The 17,138-nt window shown below is 52.2% G+C and carries 18 protein-coding genes, 1 pseudogene and 1 riboswitch; of the genes and pseudogenes, 8 read left to right on the forward strand and 11 right to left on the reverse strand.

Translation table 11 applies throughout. From position 1 onward, the window contains the following. The 4 genes from ACED87_RS08645 to ACED87_RS08660 all read left to right on the forward strand — a co-directional run. Nucleotides 1–528, forward strand: a 528-nt coding sequence (locus tag ACED87_RS08645; RefSeq protein WP_449089939.1) for an LPXTG cell wall anchor domain-containing protein, incomplete at its 5' end; no start/stop codon positions are given. Between the two features lie 167 nt (nucleotides 529–695). Beyond that, nucleotides 696–1,220 carry a TPM domain-containing protein gene (locus tag ACED87_RS08650; RefSeq protein ID WP_449089940.1) on the forward strand — a complete coding sequence of 175 codons (525 nt, stop codon included), beginning with the start codon at nucleotides 696–698 and terminating at the stop codon, nucleotides 1,218–1,220. Between the two features lie 188 nt (nucleotides 1,221–1,408). Next, nucleotides 1,409–3,631 (forward strand): NADP-dependent isocitrate dehydrogenase, encoded by a 2,223-nt coding sequence (locus tag ACED87_RS08655; protein WP_449089941.1) that lies wholly within the window; start codon nucleotides 1,409–1,411, stop codon nucleotides 3,629–3,631. A gap of 96 nt (nucleotides 3,632–3,727) precedes the next feature. Beyond that, nucleotides 3,728–5,413 carry a hypothetical protein gene (locus ACED87_RS08660; RefSeq protein ID WP_449089942.1) on the forward strand — a complete coding sequence of 562 codons (1,686 nt, stop codon included), beginning with the start codon at nucleotides 3,728–3,730 and terminating at the stop codon, nucleotides 5,411–5,413. A 357-nt stretch (nucleotides 5,414–5,770) separates the two neighbouring features. Here ACED87_RS08660 and ACED87_RS08665 read toward each other — a convergent pair. Beyond that, nucleotides 5,771–6,034: pseudogene (locus ACED87_RS08665) on the reverse strand (thymidine kinase); the annotation flags it as partial. Nucleotides 6,035–6,249: 215 nt separating this feature from the next. On the opposite strand from ACED87_RS08665, the gene ACED87_RS08670 reads away from it, so the two are divergent. Next, nucleotides 6,250–6,618 carry a hypothetical protein gene (locus tag ACED87_RS08670; protein ID WP_449089943.1) on the forward strand — a complete coding sequence of 123 codons (369 nt, stop codon included), beginning with the start codon at nucleotides 6,250–6,252 and terminating at the stop codon, nucleotides 6,616–6,618. A 135-nt stretch (nucleotides 6,619–6,753) separates the two neighbouring features. Then, nucleotides 6,754–6,870: riboswitch (SAM riboswitch) on the reverse strand. Nucleotides 6,871–6,940: 70 nt separating this feature from the next. On the opposite strand, the gene ACED87_RS08675 is transcribed toward ACED87_RS08670, so the two are convergent. From ACED87_RS08675 to tpx, 5 genes are all read right to left on the reverse strand, one after another. Next, on the reverse strand, nucleotides 6,941–7,360 hold the full coding sequence (locus ACED87_RS08675; RefSeq protein WP_449089944.1) for a hypothetical protein: 420 nt from the start codon (nucleotides 7,358–7,360) through the stop codon (nucleotides 6,941–6,943). Between the two features lie 335 nt (nucleotides 7,361–7,695). Further along, a complete protein-coding gene (locus ACED87_RS08680) occupies nucleotides 7,696–8,316 on the reverse strand; it encodes a thymidine kinase (RefSeq protein ID WP_449081002.1) in 621 nt (206 codons plus the stop codon). Between the two features lie 155 nt (nucleotides 8,317–8,471). Then, a complete protein-coding gene (locus ACED87_RS08685) occupies nucleotides 8,472–9,977 on the reverse strand; it encodes an amino acid permease (protein ID WP_449089945.1) in 1,506 nt (501 codons plus the stop codon). 112 nt (nucleotides 9,978–10,089) lie between these two features. After that, entirely contained in the window at nucleotides 10,090–10,545 is a 456-nt protein-coding gene (locus tag ACED87_RS08690; protein ID WP_449089946.1) for an OsmC family protein, read from the reverse strand. A gap of 226 nt (nucleotides 10,546–10,771) precedes the next feature. Continuing rightward, nucleotides 10,772–11,266 (reverse strand): thiol peroxidase, encoded by a 495-nt coding sequence (gene tpx, locus ACED87_RS08695; RefSeq protein ID WP_449089947.1) that lies wholly within the window; start codon nucleotides 11,264–11,266, stop codon nucleotides 10,772–10,774. 138 nt (nucleotides 11,267–11,404) lie between these two features. Between tpx and ACED87_RS08700 the strand changes: the two genes are divergently transcribed. After that, nucleotides 11,405–12,055, forward strand: coding sequence for a TetR/AcrR family transcriptional regulator (locus tag ACED87_RS08700; protein ID WP_449089948.1), 651 nt, complete (start codon nucleotides 11,405–11,407; stop codon nucleotides 12,053–12,055). After that, nucleotides 12,048–12,740, forward strand: coding sequence for a TetR/AcrR family transcriptional regulator (locus tag ACED87_RS08705; protein WP_449089949.1), 693 nt, complete (start codon nucleotides 12,048–12,050; stop codon nucleotides 12,738–12,740). Before ACED87_RS08700 ends, ACED87_RS08705 begins: the two co-directional genes overlap by 8 nt. A 111-nt stretch (nucleotides 12,741–12,851) precedes the next feature. On the opposite strand, the gene ACED87_RS08710 is transcribed toward ACED87_RS08705, so the two are convergent. The 5 genes from ACED87_RS08710 to ACED87_RS08730 form a co-directional block, all read right to left on the reverse strand. Beyond that, nucleotides 12,852–13,514: a hypothetical protein gene (locus ACED87_RS08710; RefSeq protein WP_449089950.1), complete on the reverse strand. Its 663-nt coding sequence runs from the start codon at nucleotides 13,512–13,514 to the stop codon at nucleotides 12,852–12,854. A 25-nt stretch (nucleotides 13,515–13,539) separates the two neighbouring features. Next, a complete protein-coding gene (locus ACED87_RS08715; RefSeq protein WP_449089951.1) occupies nucleotides 13,540–13,731 on the reverse strand; it encodes a hypothetical protein in 192 nt (63 codons plus the stop codon). Between the two features lie 153 nt (nucleotides 13,732–13,884). After that, complete coding sequence (locus ACED87_RS08720; protein ID WP_449089952.1) at nucleotides 13,885–15,237, reverse strand: MFS transporter; 1,353 nt, start codon at nucleotides 15,235–15,237, stop codon at nucleotides 13,885–13,887. A 23-nt stretch (nucleotides 15,238–15,260) separates the two neighbouring features. Beyond that, complete coding sequence (locus ACED87_RS08725; RefSeq protein ID WP_449081011.1) at nucleotides 15,261–15,617, reverse strand: zinc ribbon domain-containing protein YjdM; 357 nt, start codon at nucleotides 15,615–15,617, stop codon at nucleotides 15,261–15,263. A gap of 128 nt (nucleotides 15,618–15,745) precedes the next feature. Then, entirely contained in the window at nucleotides 15,746–16,273 is a 528-nt protein-coding gene (locus ACED87_RS08730) for a hypothetical protein (protein ID WP_449081012.1), read from the reverse strand. A 309-nt stretch (nucleotides 16,274–16,582) separates the two neighbouring features. Between ACED87_RS08730 and ACED87_RS08735 the strand changes: the two genes are divergently transcribed. After that, nucleotides 16,583–17,035, forward strand: a complete 453-nt coding sequence (locus ACED87_RS08735) for a hypothetical protein (RefSeq protein WP_449089953.1) — start codon at nucleotides 16,583–16,585, stop codon at nucleotides 17,033–17,035. Nucleotides 17,036–17,138: the final 103 nt, after the last annotated feature.

Genomic DNA, 17,138 nt, shown 5'->3' on the forward strand with positions numbered 1-17,138 from the left:
GGCACCATCGACAACGGTTCAGTATGGGTCAACGAGAACCTGAACCCCGCTCCCATCGAAGAAGCTCCCCTGGTTACTGACAAGGGCCCTGGCGTTACTCACGAACTGCCTGAAGGTCACATCGGCATCAACGGCCCCGGCACCACTGCTGAGCCCAAGCCCACCATCGACCCTTCAACCATCGTAGTTGACGACAAGACCCCTGCTACTGACGAGCCTTCCGCTCCTGCAGTAGAGGAAACGCCTGCTGACGAGACCTCTGCTCCTGCAGTTGAAGAGACTACCGCTCCCGCCGCTGATGAGACTTCTGCACCTGCTGTAGAAGAAACTGAAGCAGCTGCTGCACCGGTAGCTTCAAACGGCACCACTCAGGCACCTGCCGCTCAGGCACCCGCTGCTAACAACGCTCAGCAGCAGAACCTGGCTCAGACTGGTGCTTCCAACGCCACTCTGCTCGCCCTGGGTGGCCTGGCTGTCCTGGTTCTGGGTGCAGGCGCAGTTGTTGCTGCCCGCCGCTTCCAGGCCTAAGGTTTATAGCCTTTACCACCGAGGTGTTACCCTCCTGCTGCAAGCGGTGAGGGCCACTTCTTCCCATAGATAGTGGGGGTGTAACCGTGTGGTTGCACCCCCACTATCTGCATTATTTTTACTAGCACTTGGTTCTCACTCGCCAGCTATTTTGAGAGGTTACCTCTATGAAAAACTCACTCTTGACTAAAACTCTTACTCTTGCCCTCCTTGCAGGTGCAGGCTTGACCGGTTGTTCTTCTGAGCAAGCTAACCAAGGTTCTATTCCTAGCGCCTCAGAAACCTACAGTCTTGCTACGTCCGATGTGGTACATGATGCCGGTGATTTGCTGTCGCAGGAGCAGGAAGAAGCGCTAGCCAATCAGATTCGCCAGAAAATTGATGAGCATGGGTCCCCGCTGGTACAGGTTTACTTGTATGACCAGAAGGTGGATCAGTTCAAGGTAGAGGTTCAGCGTCTGATTGATGAGGCCGATAATGCTGAGTTCCGTAAGAAGGGCGCAATTATTGCGGTAGATAAGCAGGGCAAAGCGGTTTTCATTGCTCGAGGTTCGGAGCTTCGGGGAACTCTGACCGATAATGAGGCTGCCAAGATTGTGGAGACGTCCTTGATTCCTCAGTTGGCGAAGCAGGATTACGCTGGGGGCCTGGCGTCGGCTGTTGACGAAATCTACGTAAAATCAGCGCAATAAGTTTGTGCCCTATACCTGCTATGAGCAGGTGATTCTTGAGCGCCGTAGCAAGCGGAGCCTACTGGTAGTTGGATTTCTTGTATCTGTCATATTCGGTCTCTGCCCAGCTCAAATTTCAGAGAGCTGGGGCACAGCGTTGTATTCTTGAGATAGAAACTGCCCACAAGCGACAAGGGAGATGCCCCTTCATGGCAAAGATTATCTACACCCACACCGATGAGGCTCCGCTGCTGGCGACCTACTCCTTCCTACCTATTCTTGAGGCTTACGCTTCAACTGCTGGTGTTGAGGTAGAGACCCGTGACATTTCACTTGCCGGCCGTATTCTGGCCCAGTTTAGTGATATTCTCCCTGCAGAGCAGCAGGTTGAGGACGCCCTGAGCGAGCTGGGCGATCTGGTGAAGACCCCCGAAGCTAACATCATCAAGCTGCCTAACATTTCGGCGTCCGTACCGCAGCTTAAGGCTGCTATCGCCGAGTTGCAGGGTAAGGGCTACGCTATCCCCGATTACCCTGATGAGGTTGTGACCGAGCAGGATAAGGACGTCCGCGCCCGCTACGACCGTGTGAAGGGCTCCGCTGTGAACCCGGTTCTGCGCGAGGGCAACTCTGACCGCCGCGCTCCCCTGTCTGTTAAGAACTATGCCCGCAAGAACCCTCATTCTATGGGGACCTGGTCAGCTGATTCTAAGACTAATGTTGCCACCATGGGCCATGATGACTTTTTCTCTAACGAGAAGTCCGTGATTATGGGGGCTGACGACACTCTGAAGATTCAGCATCTGGGTGCTGATGGTACTGTGACCGTTTTGAAGGAATCTCTTCCGGTGCTTGCCGGTGAGATTGTGGACGGCACCTACATGAATGTAGCTGAGCTTGACCGGTTCCTGGCTGAGCAGATTGCCCGCGCGAAGGCTGAGGGTGTGCTTTTCTCGGTACACCTGAAGGCCACCATGATGAAGGTTTCTGACCCTGTTCTTTTTGGCCGTGTGGTGCGCGCTTATTTCTCTGAGCTTTTTGAGACCTATGGTGAGCAGTTGGATGCGGCAGGGTTGAACGGTAACAATGGCCTGGCCGCTATTATCTCCGGTATTGATTCTCTGTCTGCTGATATTCAGGGTGGGGTTCGTGAGCTGATTGAGAAGGGCCTGGCTGAGGGCCCGGAGCTGGCTTACGTCAATTCTGATAAGGGTATTACTAACTTGCATGTCCCTTCAGATGTGATTGTGGATGCTTCCATGCCCGCTATGATTCGTACTTCCGGGAAGATGTGGGGTAAGGAGGGCCAGCAGGCTGACACGCTGGCTGTGCTCCCTGATTCTTGCTATGCGGGTGTCTACCAGACTGTTATTGAGGACTGCCGCGCCAACGGCGCCTTTGACCCCACCACTATGGGCACTGTGCCGAATGTTGGTCTGATGGCCCAGAAGGCTGAGGAATACGGTTCTCACGATAAGACCTTCCAGCTTGAGGCCGATGGCAAGGTTCAGGTGGTGAACTCTGCCGGGGAGGTGCTCATTGAGCATGAGGTGTCTGCCGGTGATATCTGGCGTGCCTGCCAGACCAAGGACGTCCCCGTTCAGGACTGGGTCAAGCTGGCTGTGACTCGCGCCCGCGACTCCCAGACCCCTGCGGTCTTCTGGCTGGATAAGAACCGTGCCCACGACGCGAACCTGATTGCCAAGGTCGAGAAGTACCTGCCCGAGCACGACACTTCAGGTCTGGATATCCGCATTCTGGCTCCTGCTGAGGCAACCCAGTTCTCTATCGACCGCATCCGCAAGGGTGAGGACACCATTTCGGTGACCGGTAACGTGCTGCGTGACTACCTGACCGACCTCTTCCCCATTCTGGAATTGGGCACCTCAGCCAAGATGCTGTCGATTGTTCCGCTGATTAACGGTGGTGGCCTCTTTGAGACCGGTGCTGGCGGTTCTGCCCCCAAGCACGTTCAGCAGGTTCTGGAAGAGAACCACCTGCGCTGGGATTCTTTGGGTGAGTTCTTGGCTCTGGCTGCCTCCTTTGAGCACCTGGCCAAGAAGACTGGTAATGCTTCTGCCCAGGTTCTGGCTGACACCCTGGATAAGGCGACCGGTACTTTCTTGAGCGAGAACAAGTCACCTTCCCGTCGTGTGGGCGAGATTGATAACCGTGGCTCGCACTTCTACCTGGCGAAGTTCTGGGCTGAGGAGCTGGCTGCTCAGGGTGAGGACGCCAACCTGGCGGCTAAGTTCGCCCCGGTAGCTGAGACCCTGGCCGCGAACGAGGAGAAGATTGTGGCTGAGCTGCTGGACGCCCAGGGCTCCCCCGCCGACCTTGGCGGCTATTACAAGCCCGAGGACTCCAAGGCATCGGCCGTGATGCGCCCGAGCGCCACCCTGAATGAAGTAGTGGATAGGTTGAAGAAGTAAACTCTGAAAAACAACTGAGGACCCCAGCTTTTAGAGCTGGGGTCATCTTAATATTGAACCCCTCTTTAAATTCAGAGAGTCGAATATAAGGCTAAAATGGAAAATCCAACCCTCAGTGAAATAAATAGATTCAGAATTATTAGCTCAAAATATACGGATAGATTAGAACATGAAAGACCTGAAGATATTAGTGAAGTAAATAATATTCCCATTGAAGAAATCAATACTGATATAATAAAAAGAATATTTAAAAGGCTTGGTTTTTCACACGGCGGGGGAATTTGGGTCAAAGCCAGTCTCACACGATCGCCAAAAAATATAGTGATAAAGATTGAAAATTACGAAATAGCAACCCATCCGAACTTCAATAATTTCGCAGAGAACAATGAAGTGAAAACTATTGTCCTCCCCATAAAAATTGATGCATTTTTTTACCCAAATTGGCCGGGGGTTGAAAGATGTAAATTATCAGCGAAGACTTCAGATATTCTAGATAACTTCAAATATGACATGTTCGGCAAGAAAAAATACGAGTCAGACATCACACAGTTTGAACATTACTTTCGAGGTCGTGGACCTTACATCAACAGGGAAAATTATTACAAAACACTCAGAAAGCTAAATCTCCCTATTACATACGATATAGAAATTTTAGAAAGAATATGTAAAGAATATGCTGACGACCCACTAAATTTACCTCACGAAATCAATTATACCCACCTCGTAGAGCTAGCCAAATACATTGAGATAAACAATCTCTATGAATCTGATAGTGACAGAAATTCTTTCCGGGATATTTTCAACATTTACAAGAAATATGGAAATTTATCAGTCAATGCTGAAGATCAGACACTACAGGAAGTCTTTGACTCCTATTCAAAACACTACGAAGAAACATACACAAAAAAAGTAGATTTATCAAGACGCCTGTCGCATTGGCTCGATTTTCTAACATTGGAAAATATATCTACTTGGCTAAAAAGAATCCTTGTTTTATCACCTGCAATATTTGGGTTCTGCACAGTATTAGTATTTGCCAGTCTCATTCAAAGCACTGGGGGGAATCTAAACTTCGCATTTTCACTCTACTCTTCCTTACGTGACGAAATATTTTCTCGAATCTTATTCTTTGCAGCACTGGGATGCACAGTATTCCTCTACATAGGGTTTTTGTACATCATAGTAGGGATACCCTTTAACGCCCTTTTAAAAAAATTTTTGCGAACCTTCATTATTATCAACCCATCGAATATGGCAAAAATTTTCAAAGCAGCGTTTTTCATAATTTTGACAATACTCGGATTTCTTGCAGTTATACATACATCCAGTATTCAATCGATTCATGGCTTAATTTTATTTCCAATAGCCCTTATCATCCTAACCATAACACTGTTGGCTTCATTTAGGACTGGTATTAACATCTTCTACGCTCCCAAAAATGTAATAATTTGTGCAATTGTTCTAGGAATTATATTTCAAACTTCTGTAACATTCTCAAACCCATCCACTCTGCAATCTCAATCTTGCGCATATAAGGTTATTGATGGCAAGGTATATAAATATCGTTACTTTGAAACAGGAAATTGGTCTGAAAAAATAGAGATTGCGCTGCTTCCGGGGAGCAGTGAAAAATGGATAGATGGGAGCGAGCTACAGATTCCTACAAAATTAACAATTGCAAAAACTGATATGAGGTCAATGATATCATGCACAGATAAATTTGAAAGATGGGATGAGGCTGAAAATTATTTTAAACACATAGAGAAAAGTTCAACGGACTAAACCGCTCAACGCTTTGATAGAATTTAGAGAAGTGCCATCTAAAAACTATTTATTACCCTTGACAATCATAGAAGTTTAATAACCTATTCTAGAACAGAGCCTCACAAACATTCCAGAAGACCATCGGATAACCGATAGAATACGTGCCCAGCCGCAATCTTGTTATCGATATTTTTATTCCCATCTATTGGATAAATAGGCCAAATGTAGACATATCTAGCATTTTCTCCTAAAGATCTCATCGTTTTAGAAGAAACAAAGACAATGAATCATTAAAAGAATGCAATCTGATATCGGAAATATTAAATTTTTTCATAGATGAACGACAGAAAAAATAATCGTTAGCTTTATCAGCTCTTACTGGTAGAGCTTGCCGCCCGTTTTCTCCAGATAGTAGGTGGAGCAGAGGGACTCGTAGCCCACATGCACGCCGTCAATAGCTACCTGGTCACCGGCAAAAACAAACTTTCCATCAACGGTACGGCCGTTAAAGAGGGCCTTGCGTCCGCACCGGCAAATAGTCTTCAGCTCCTCAAGCGTATGGGCAATCTCCAGCAGGCGGGCGGAGCCGGGGAAGGCCCTCGTGCTAAAGTCCATACGAATGTCATAGAACGCCGCTGGCGCTTTCTATTCCACCGCAAGTCGCTCCAGGTAGGAAGCCCAAAAAGGCTCCGCAGGTAGAACCTGCGGAGCCTTTTGAGTTACCGTGTAAACGATAGAGGAAAGCGTTAGCGGATCTCTCCCCTACCGTCTGGAGCTTAGGCTATACCTGCTTAGATGTGGGTAAGGTGCTTGGTTGGGACTGACGAGCAAGGATCCAGGGGCATAAACGAAAGATGGGCAAGATTCCTCCCATGCACCTGACGGCAGGCCAACAACTGATGCTCAGAATTCCACATCAGAACCGGCAAAACAGAACTAAACTTATGCTCACCAAAATCACGCCGAATACCCTCAGCTACCTGCACAGCCCGCTCAAAAAAGTTCAACCTCACTGGATCATGGTGCCAAAAAGCCTGCTCACCAGACTCCGTCCGCAAGGTAACACAGGCACCAACCACCTTCACAATCTCCACCTTTTCCCATACCATGGCGTGGGCATGCAAACCGAGGAAAGAGTTAACCCCGTGTCCTGGGCTTTCCAGCGCACAAGAAACCCGCTCAGTAACGCTACCTGGCTCCTGGATCAGTTCAATCCGTTCTAAAGCGGAGAGGCTAGACCAATCAATGTCGGCGGTCAGGAAGTTAAAGTCCTACTCAGATTCCTGGTTTTCAGGACGATCATCGGAGAAGGGATCAGAGGAAAAGAAAGATGAATTACCCATGGTGGGCTCCTTAGAAAAACGCTCTTTCACCGTACCTTGTGGCAGGTGACCGATTTTCCTTTGAGGGCACCGTCTGCGTCAGGCGGTTGCCAGCCAACAAGTCAAAAGGGCTTTACGTTGGGCTTCTGAATCTTGAGAATAAATATATATCAATCTCAGAGCGAAATGCAACACCCTCTATACGCCGTTCACCACTGAGACATCAGAAGGTGGTGTAGCCCTCAGCACTCATGGTCACGCCTCTGCCCGTTACAGTATTAGCGCAGGTGAGAGCTTCTATCTCTGAAGTGCACTCAATCGTTCCGTACTGCGTACTGGTGCCATACTCGAGCACCTGGGGAGAGCGCCCTTCTTGCTGGCCCATCATGAAGAACATGGCGTCCCCACGCGGAGCAATCTCGACCTCAGAGACTTCATCACCTACAGCAAAGACCCAGCTTGGGCCAATCCCAGAATCGTTAGGGTATTTACCCTCATCAAAATAAGACTTCACACCGCAAGCAGCGATACTATCGGCTGCCCAAATATCGCAACCAATATTGCCTGTAGGGGTAGTCAGAATACCGATTTTCCCATCAGCAGCGACCTGCTCAGACACAGGGTAAAAAGTCGTGAGTTCCACTCTGTCATTTTGCACTTGGTTGGGTGATGATAACGATGATGTCGGTGAATCTTCAGAAGGTAGAACGGCCGAAGCATGAGCAGATGGGGAAGAGTTTTCTTCTCCAGCGGAGATATCAGTCGATGAGGCCGTTGCCTGCTCAGAAATATCGGGTTCTCCTGAGCCTTCATCCTGGGAATTTGCACCGCAAGCAACCAGAGAAAACGCGAGCGCAGGTAGCAGTAGAAAAGAGCGAAGCTTCATTATTCCTCCTTATATATATCTCACGATAAGAATACTTACTGTTGAGTTGGTCTTCAAGGCACTACGTTTGTAGCTACCCGATAAAGCGGGAGCTACTGGTATAGCTTGCCGCCTGATTCCTCCAGGTAGCAGGTGGGGCAGAGGGACTCGTAGCCCACATGCACGCCGTCAATGGCCACCTGGTCGCCGGCAAAAACAAACTTTCCATCAACGGTGCGACCATTGAACAAAGCCTTGCGTCCGCACCGGCAAATAGTCTTCAGTTCCTCAAGGGTGTGGGCGATCTCCAGCAGGCGGGCAGAGCCGGGGAAAGCCCGCGTCCTAAAGTCCGTACGGATGCCGTAGCACATCACCGGCACGTTCTCTACCACCGCAATCCGCATCAGGTCATCCACCTGCGCGGCGGTCAAAAACTGGGCCTCGTCCACCAGCAGGCACGAGACGGGCAGGTGCCAGTGCATACGGTCGTCATCAGCATTAGGCTCAGCAGCAGCGTGGAAAAGCTCGCGCACAGAATCGTCCACCCCCACCAAAAAATCAGCCTGGCGGGTCACGCCTAGGCGGGACACAATCTCCGTATCGCCCTTGGTGTCCACCTGCGGCTTGGCCAGCAGCACCCGCTGGCCCCGCTCCTCATAGTTATGGGCAGCCTGCAGCAGCGCAGTAGACTTACCCGAATTCATGGCGCCAAAACGGAAATAGAGCTTAGCCACCCGGCCACACCTTTCAACCCAGAACACTTACACAGAAAACAAGACCAAACCACACCATTCTAGCCGGGCCCGCTCCCCCGCTCACAGGCGTCCTACCCTATAAACAAGGGAGGGCCCCGGAAAACCCGGCACCCTCCCCTTTCTCACAAAGAAACTTACTTGCCTGAGACCTCAAGTCCCGAAACGTCCACGTCCTTGAGCGGAATAGTCTTTGAGCCGGTTACCAGCTTGTGCACCAGCCAGACACCAATAATGATGGGCAGACCGATGTAGGCCGAAACAACCTCAAACCAGTGGCCCGCAAAAATAGCGTTATAGTTCTGCCCAGCAATCACCATCAGACACATCAGCAGCGCAACAAACGGGCCAATGGGGAAGAGCGGAGCCTTATAAGGCAGGTCGTTCACATCCTTGCCCTGGGCCACGTAAGCGCGGCGGAAGCGGTAATGGCAGATAGCCACACCCACCCAGGTAATAAACCCAGAAAGCCCAGAAATATTAATCAGCCAGGTGTAGGCAGAACCCTCACCCACCACAGCAGACACAAACCCAAACAGGCCAATAGCAGCAGTCATCAGCAGGGCAGGCATGGGGATGCCACGGGAGTTCACGCGGGCAAAAATCTTAGGAGCACGCCCCTCAAGAGCCAGGGCGTAGAGCATACGGGATGAGACGTAAAGGCCCGAGTTACCGGCAGAAAGAATCGCAGTCAGAATGACGGCATTCATCACCGACGCGGCAAAAGCAACACCCAGATTCTCAAAAACCATGGTGAAAGGTGAGTAGGCGATGTCGGTGGCGTCCGCCCGCAGCAAGTTGGGGTGGGTGTAAGGGATCAAGGTGCCAATAACAGCGATAGCGCCAATATAGAAAAGCATGATGCGCCAAAAGACGCTCTTGAGGGCTCGGGGCACATCGCGGCGGGGGTTCTCAGACTCACCAGCGGCAACACCAATCATCTCAGTGCCCTGGAAGGAGAACCCAGCGACCATGAAGATAGCCATAATGGAGAGGAACCCGCCCTTAAAGGGGGCTTCGCCGTCGGTCCAGTTGGCGAAACCGTTATCGTGGTTGCCCAAAATACCGAAAATCATGGCAACACCGGCAATCAGGAAGACAATGACCGTAACCACCTTGATAGTAGCCAGCCAGAACTCTGATTCGCCGTAGGAGCGGGCTGAGAGCACGTTGATGCCCAGAATGATGGCCAGGAAGACCCCAGCCCATACCCAGCCGGGAATACCGGGCAACCAGTAGGACATAATGACGCCAGCAGCCACCAGTTCAGCAGCTACGGTAATAGCCCAGTTGAACCAGTAGTTCCAGCCCATGGCAAAACCGAAAGAGTTTGAGACGTAGCGGGAGGCGAAGGTCTGGAAGGACCCTGCAACCGGCAGGTTCGCTGCCATCTCACCCAGGGACTGCATGAGCAGCAGCACCATAATACCGATGAGCGCATAGGCCAGCAGGGCACCGCCGGGGCCAGCCTCTGCGATGGTGGAGCCGGAGGCCACGAAAAGGCCGGTGCCGATAGCGCCACCAATGGCGATCATGGAGAGGTGGCGGCTGGCCAGGCCACGCTTGAGCTCTTCTTTGGTGGGGGTGGGGGCACCGCCCGGGCTGGCTTGCCCGGCACGTACAGAGTGCGCTTCAGTAGACATAGGGGGCTACTTTCAATGGTGTGGGCGCCCCAATAGGTTCGCCCAGGGGCATAAAGACAGACTTTAGACTACCACCGCCAGCGCCCTGCACTGCCCGGTATGAAAGGGTGATTTAGTTTTGTGTGTCTTCGTTGATGAAAGTGACGGATGCGCCGTGTTCGACGGTGCGGGAGACGGTGCAATCTTTTTCGGCGGAAAGTTTAATGAGGCGGTCTACCATGGAGCGGGCCTTAGCGCCCTCATCGGTGGCGGGGAAGCGCACGTTGAAGCTGACTTCGATGTTATCGAGGCTAACGGCCTTATTGTCATCGACTGTGCGCAGCCCTGACGAGTGGACAGTGAAAGTTTCGGGTTCTGCTCTGCGGCTGGTAACTACATCTACGTCGATAGCTGAGCACCCTGCGATAGCTGCTAAAAGTAGTTCGACGGGGGTGAGTAGCCCCTCGCCTTGCCCGAAGTCTAGGGCGTCACCTTTGGCGTTAGTGGCCCGGTAGTGGCGGGAGGCTACCCGTTCGACAGTCACGGCCCGGTAATTAGGGTCTTGGGTGCGGGTGGTTTTGTCGGTCATAGGTCTTCTTTCTCTTATGGCAGGCACGGCTGTCTGCGTCGTCCTTGCTAATTAGGTGCTCTAGAGACAAGAGGTAGCTACGCCAAGCACCTACACATAGCGGTGGGTATATCCCTGAAAGCCTGCTGCCTTGGGGCTGGCATGAATCCCAGCGAGTGCCCCAGCGCGAGCTGGGAGAGGGTCAGCAGGCGGAAGGGATATACCCACCGCGTAAGTGATCTTGGTTTTAGAGAGCTTCGAGAGCTGCCTTGTAGTCGGGTTCGGTGGTGATTTCGTCTACCAGCTGGGTGTAAATGACTTCACCGGCGGGGTTGATAACCACAACGGAGCGGGCCAGCAGGCCAGCTAGGGGGCCATCGGCCATGGTGACGCCGTAGTCTTCACCAAAGGAGTCGCGGAAGGCCGAAGCTGAAACAACGTTCTCGATGCCTTCAGCGCCGCAGAATCGCTCGAATGCGAAGGGGAGGTCCTTGGAGACACACACAATGGTGGTGTTCCCCAGCTTGGATGCTTCTTCGTTGAACTTGCGGACGGATGTGGCGCATACGCCGGTGTCGATGGAGGGGAAGATGTTCAGAACTAGGTTCTTACCTTCGAATGAGTCTGATTTTACGGTGTCCAGGTCGGTACCCACTAGGGTGAATTCCGGTGCCTTGGAACCTACGGCAGGCAGGTCGCCTACGGTCTGTACGTCATTGCCTTCAAGATGTGTAGTAGCCATAGTTTTATTGTGGCGTAAACAATTAGCCCTATGCAAGGGGTTGCGCTGTGCGGGGAACTACTGGTCGATGCCTACACCATTGTGCTCTGCCCTGAACACCATCATCTTGTCCTTATTCCATTCGTTTACAATAAATCTGTGCCAAAACTCATCAACCATGAAGAACGAAAAAAAGAAATCGCCCAGGCAGTCTGGTCGGTTCTAGCCCGTGAAGGTATCCGCGGTGTCTCAGTACGCACTGTAGCTGCCGAAGCCGGTATCTCCACAGGGTCCCTACGCCATGTCTTCCCCTCCCACGAAGAGATGCTACAGTTCTCACTTGACTATGTAGGCAAGCGTTTTATAGGAACCTTAACAAGCCGAATCTATGACAAGGAACTTATCTACAGTCTCGAAGATATCTACAGCAGCCTCTCCCCCGTTTCTGAAGAAGGCAAACTCTTCATCACTGTAGCAGCAGGTATGCTAGGCGATGCCTCCACAATCCCCAGTATTGCTAGGATTCTGCAGGCCCAAGAAGAGGACTTCCTCTACGCCTACGGCTTCCTACTCACCCAGCTACGTGCTCACGGATTTGTGCGCCCCGATATCGATATTGAGCTGGAAGTTGAAAAAGTAGTGGCCATCTTATGGGGTATCAACTGCCTCTACCTCCTCACCGATAATGAGGCCAGCGAGGAAGAGCTCATGGCCCCCATGTTCACCCACTTTAAGACCCTACTTGAAGTTTTTGCCTACCCCGAGGGCCACGGCAAGGGCTACTTTAGTCAGGAGTTCTTCAATGCCTAAACTCATTGATCACGACGAACGCAAAAAAGTTATCTCCCAAGCTGTCTGGAAGCTCCTCACCGAGCGGGGCGTTAGCGCTATCACCATTCGCAACGTCGCCGCTGAAGCAGGTATCTCCACCGGCTCCCTGCGTCATTCTTTTGATAGCCGGGTGGAGCTGGTGACCTATGCCCTTGAGCTGATTGGTCTTGAGAACGAAGCGAGCATGAGGGCAGTCTCAGTGAAAGGCCAGGATGTACTAAACACTGTGAAAATGATGGAGCATTTCGTTCCTCTCACCCCGCGCAGTCGCGCATTTTCCCGCATTACTTTGGGCATGATTGCTGAGTTGCGGTCCACCCCCGAGGTGAAAAAGATTGCCGCTGCTAGCCTCCAGCGCATCCGCACCTTCTTCCACGACATGCTGCAACACCTTGATGAGGCAGGCCAGCTAAAAGCTGGGACCGATATCAAGGTAGAGGCTAACCAGCTCACTATGCTCTGCTACGGCCTAACCACTAAGGCGATTATCGGCGGTAAAGGGTCAGACCCGGTTAATCTCAGCTATATCTTTCGCTCCAGCATGAATGAGCTACTCACCAGCCCTGTGCCCTATGCGACGCAGGAGGATATTGATGAGTTCATAGCCCTTTCTGAGGGTGTAGCGGAACTACATACCCCCGAACCATCTAGCGAAAAACAATAAATCAGGGTCAGGGGTGCCCTCCCTGCACTGTTTTGGGGCCGAGTAAAGCGGGCAGAGCCGCTGGTGGCTCTGCCCGCTTTACTGATGAGTTGCTGCTCAGGCTACCTGCTTCTACCAGGCGAACCCGATAGAGTCCTCAATCTTCTGCAAGAATTCAGGGTTGGTGTCATCAACCAGAATGGCAGCGTGCATTAGCTCGTACCCATTATCGAGGGTGAAAATATAGCCGGGGTTGTTGCCCGATGCGAAACGAACCTCAGAGCGAATGACTTTCACCCCGTCCGCACGGGTGTAACTGATAGTTTCAACGGTCTCCTTGATAGACCAGGCAGGGGTGAGTCGAGCCACGATTTCTTTTTCGTTCTCTTCTGCGCTTCTTCCCTGCTCATCAACATAGGGGGTGCCCACCATAAAGCGGCCTGCGGCGTCATCGGTGCTACGGTATTGGGTGAACTGGTAGACAAAAATCTCGGCCTGGGCGGGGCTAGCGTCCTGCACATAATCCAGGGGAACGAAGAAGGTCACGCCGTTCTCAGCGAAAACAGAGCCGGGGAAGGGATCCTCAGGGGTAGGTTCCGGGGTCGGCTCTTCAGTGGTCGGTTCGGGAGTGGGCTCAGGGGTGGCAGTTTCGGTCGTTACTTCCACCGTGGGAGTGGCTGAGCTGACGCTTGCTGAAGCGGTTTGTGGGTCAGTGCGGGTAATAACTTCTTCCTGCTGGCAGGCGGTGAGAGCTAGCAAGGCACAGGCTGAGAAGATGAGAGAGATTTTTTTCACGAGAAAACCTTATCTGGTCTGAGAACTAGAAAGAAAAAGTGCGGTAGCCTTCACGACTCATAAAGACACCCTGGCCGGTCATAATATTTCCGCAGGTCAAACCATTTTGCTGAGAGTCACAGACAATATTACCGTAGGTAACAATCTGACCGTAGGGGACGGTACAGGAATAATACCTCGCTGCCACAGCCCCAACCCATACAGCCTTCTTCTTCATGCAGAGCCTCAACCTTCACTTTTCTTTCGTACAACCCTAAAGTTGCGGACAACGTCCTAATATTCAGCTTTAATGCTATCTGGAATTTTGCTCTCAAAAAGCCTATTACTTTGCCTCAAAACTACTCACCGTTCAGAGACTACGCTCCTGCAACTAGCGTCTACCTGCTAACTCACGGCGAGCCTTGGGGTAAAGCAGCACAATCATGATGATGCCCAGCATGATGACCGGGATATGGCTAGCCATAGCCCAACGGAAGGCATCAAGGGTATAGGTATCGGGGGTACCGGCCCCCATCAGGTCAAGAATTAGACCAATGAGCAGGACGATAACAAAGGCCGCCATAAACCCGCCCATATTAGCAACACCGGTTGCTAAACCCCGCTGCTGCGAGGGCACGTGCGAGCGCACCACTTCAAAAGCCACCATAGACACCGGCCCATTAATACCCAGCGTCATAGCTGCCGCATATACCAGGGGAAGAGGTGCAATACCAGGCCAGAAGAAGACAAGGGACCACAGGCTCAAATTCAGCAGGCTCACGCCCACCGCAATATGCACCCGGTAGGTGGCAAACCGCGCCAGGATAGAGCCGGTCACAAAGCCCGCAACCACAATAGAGACCACCACCGTGCTCAAAACAGTTGAGGCAGTTGCAGAACTATAACCTAACCCGCCGGTTAAGAAAGGCATGCCCCACAAGAGCATCATGGAGAAAAACATGGAGGCCGTAACATAGTGGACCCAGAAGGCCAGGCGCACCCCCGGGTAGGCCAGCACCTGCCGGATTGAGGCAAAAAAGCCAGGGCCAGCAGCAGGCGGTATGACAGGTAAGGAGTCTGTGACCGGGTAGGGGTGCTCAGCCCGTGCATCTTCTATCTGCAGGTGCCGGACGCTCGAACCCCTGCGAGTACGCCGAACCCGGTGAGCGAGCCCCTGGGCAGCAGTAGAAGCACCCGGCGCCTGCCTGAGGGTCAGCAAGGCCAAGATCAGCAGGAAAAGGCCGATAGCGGCCAAGACAGTAAAACCGCCGCGCCACCCCAAGGCACCTACCAGGGCAACCAAAGGGGCAACCGCAACGAGCTGGCCCATCTGACCCAGATTACCGCTGATCTGGTTGACCACCGGTATCTGTTTGGGTAAGAACCAGTCAGAAATTAGCCGGATTAGACTGATAAACATGCAAGCATCCCCGCCGCCTACCAGCACACGGGCCAGCAGAGCTAGCGGAAGAGTCTGGCTCTGGGCAAGAAGGAACTGGCCCACCGTCAGAAGCATCAGCCCGCTAGCGATCATGGCAGGGGCGCCCTTGCGATCAAGGAGGGCACCAACGGGCACCTGGCAGCCCGCATAGACCACCATCTGCACCACAATAAAAACTGAAATTGCGGTAGCCTCAACCCCAAAATGGGTTTGGGCAGTGGCCCCCAGAGCTGTAAAGGAACTGCGGTTGATAATCGAGAACACATAGGCGGCGACGGCAACCGCCCAGGTCAGCCATTTCATCGGTGGGCCACTGCTTTCAAGAATTAGTTGCTCTTCTTCACCACGGAAGACTTCAGATACATTTGGCCGGCGCCAGGTACCTTAGCCTCAATGTCGTGGCCGTTGACGGGGCTTTCTAGCAGGCGGATGCCGCGCACCTTGGTACCGGCCTTAATGTCTGCGCCGCCCTTAACTTTCAGGCCCTTGGTGATTGTCACCGAGTCACCATCAACCAGTTCGTTACCCACAGCATCGAGCACCTTAGGGCTGGTTTCTTCTGCCTCGGTGGCCTCAGTTTCAACCCATTCGTGGCCGCACATGGGGCAGACCCACAGATCCCCTTGCTGGTAGGAGTATTCTTCAGAGCATATGGGGCAGGCAGGTGTGAGGACGTCAGACATGAGGGTCTCCAATACTAAAGGGGGGGAAAAAATAAGTCCTCCCCCATTATCACAGATAGAAACACAAAACCTCCCACTCTGCGAGGTTTCGCAGGGTGGGAGGTTATACCTTAGTGAGAGACTAGGCCTTACTTGCTGTTGGCAGGGCCTTCGTCTTCCATGTCGGTTGCGGGGTCTGAGACAACATCAGAAGGAGCGTCATCAGCGGCCTTCTGGTCCTTCTTCTCAGACTTATCGGCGTCTTTATCAGCCTTGGCATCAGTTTTGGTGTCAGTCTTAGCGTCAGTCTTTTCGTTCTGCTTCTTAGCCTGAGCGTCTGACTTTTCGGTGCCCTTATCAGCCTTGTCAGCCTTAGCTTCGGTGCGGGCTTCCTTTACGTCTTCAGCCTTTGCTTTGGCCTTCTCGGTACCTGCTGAGGCTGCTTCTTTAGCCTTTTCAGCACCGGCGGCAGCAGCTTCTTTAGCCTTATCAGCTAGTACAGGTGCCTGCTCCTTGATGGTTTCTTCGGCGGTTTTAATGCCGTCTTGCACCTTGGGGTCGTTCCAGAGGCTCACAGCCTGGTTCTTAATCTTTTCGTACTGGTCGTGGCCAGCACGAGCACCAAGAACATAACCGATACCTGCACCGGCCAGGAATGCTAGACGTGCCTTCATCATTAACCTTCTTTCATCAGGGGGCTTCTTATCCCCTATTGTGCCAAAGCATACTTACTTGCGGTAGGCGACACACCGCACAAAACCCCAAGTTACCCCAAGAAAAATGCAGCTGCCCCTCACACAGTGAGGAGCAACTGCATTTCTCCAGATGAAAGAAGGAAAACTAGACGTTAAAGCGGAACTCCACCAGGCACGGTTCATAGATTCACAAAACCCTATAAAATCAACGAACTAAGCATATCACGACCCCCAGTGCCACAAATATATGCGGCACACCGACCCGCACATAACCACCATGAAAGTCCTCCAATGAACACACCCGCCAAGCTCATGACCCTCATCGCCACCACATCCCTGCTCCTCACCGCCTGTGGAAGCTCAGGGCAGAGTTTCGAGAATGCTGGTGAAGCTCTCGACAAACTCAACGAAGGCATCAACTGCTCTCTAGAGAACGGCCCCAAGAACGTTGAGGCCAAGAACGGCCTTGTAGCCTACTCTTTGCTGGAATGTGAGGTCACAGGCAGCCTAGTACCGGATGGGTATGATTACCTTGAGATTCGGGTTGCCGAAGATTCCTCTGCCGACCTGGAAGAGCTATACACCAATTCGGGTGAGCCAACGAAAGATGGCGGATACTCAGTTGTCCATGGCAAGAACTGGGTCGTACTCCAGAGCGTGACCGATGAGGAGATGCGCCCTGTTATGGAAAAGGTCCAGGAGACTCTGGGCGGCGAACTTATCTCATTCGAGAAATCGAGCTAACAACACCGCACCACCCCGAAGGCTGCCCCTACGTCATATCGTAGGGGCAGCCTTCATCGCTTAAACTGGAAATTAACGACCCGCCCCCCAACATTTGGAGCCC

It is taken from the genome of Rothia sp. 32237D007AR, from assembly GCF_053544675.1.

Bases quoted from the DNA above. Each gene is read 5' to 3' on its own strand.
- ACED87_RS08650 (WP_449089940.1), top strand. From the start codon at position 696: ATGAAAAACTCACTCTTGACTAAAACTCTTACTCTTGCCCTCCTTGCA.
- ACED87_RS08655 (WP_449089941.1), top strand. From the start codon at position 1,409: ATGGCAAAGATTATCTACACCCACACCGATGAGGCTCCGCTGCTGGCG.
- ACED87_RS08660 (WP_449089942.1), top strand. From the start codon at position 3,728: ATGGAAAATCCAACCCTCAGTGAAATAAATAGATTCAGAATTATTAGC.
- ACED87_RS08670 (WP_449089943.1), top strand. From the start codon at position 6,250: ATGGGCAAGATTCCTCCCATGCACCTGACGGCAGGCCAACAACTGATG.
- ACED87_RS08685 (WP_449089945.1), bottom strand. From the start codon at position 9,977: ATGTCTACTGAAGCGCACTCTGTACGTGCCGGGCAAGCCAGCCCGGGC.
- ACED87_RS08690 (WP_449089946.1), bottom strand. From the start codon at position 10,545: ATGACCGACAAAACCACCCGCACCCAAGACCCTAATTACCGGGCCGTG.
- tpx (WP_449089947.1), bottom strand. From the start codon at position 11,266: ATGGCTACTACACATCTTGAAGGCAATGACGTACAGACCGTAGGCGAC.
- ACED87_RS08705 (WP_449089949.1), top strand. From the start codon at position 12,048: ATGCCTAAACTCATTGATCACGACGAACGCAAAAAAGTTATCTCCCAA.
- ACED87_RS08715 (WP_449089951.1), bottom strand. From the start codon at position 13,731: ATGAAGAAGAAGGCTGTATGGGTTGGGGCTGTGGCAGCGAGGTATTAT.
- ACED87_RS08720 (WP_449089952.1), bottom strand. From the start codon at position 15,237: ATGAAATGGCTGACCTGGGCGGTTGCCGTCGCCGCCTATGTGTTCTCG.
- ACED87_RS08725 (WP_449081011.1), bottom strand. From the start codon at position 15,617: ATGTCTGACGTCCTCACACCTGCCTGCCCCATATGCTCTGAAGAATAC.
- ACED87_RS08730 (WP_449081012.1), bottom strand. From the start codon at position 16,273: ATGATGAAGGCACGTCTAGCATTCCTGGCCGGTGCAGGTATCGGTTAT.
- ACED87_RS08735 (WP_449089953.1), top strand. From the start codon at position 16,583: ATGAACACACCCGCCAAGCTCATGACCCTCATCGCCACCACATCCCTG.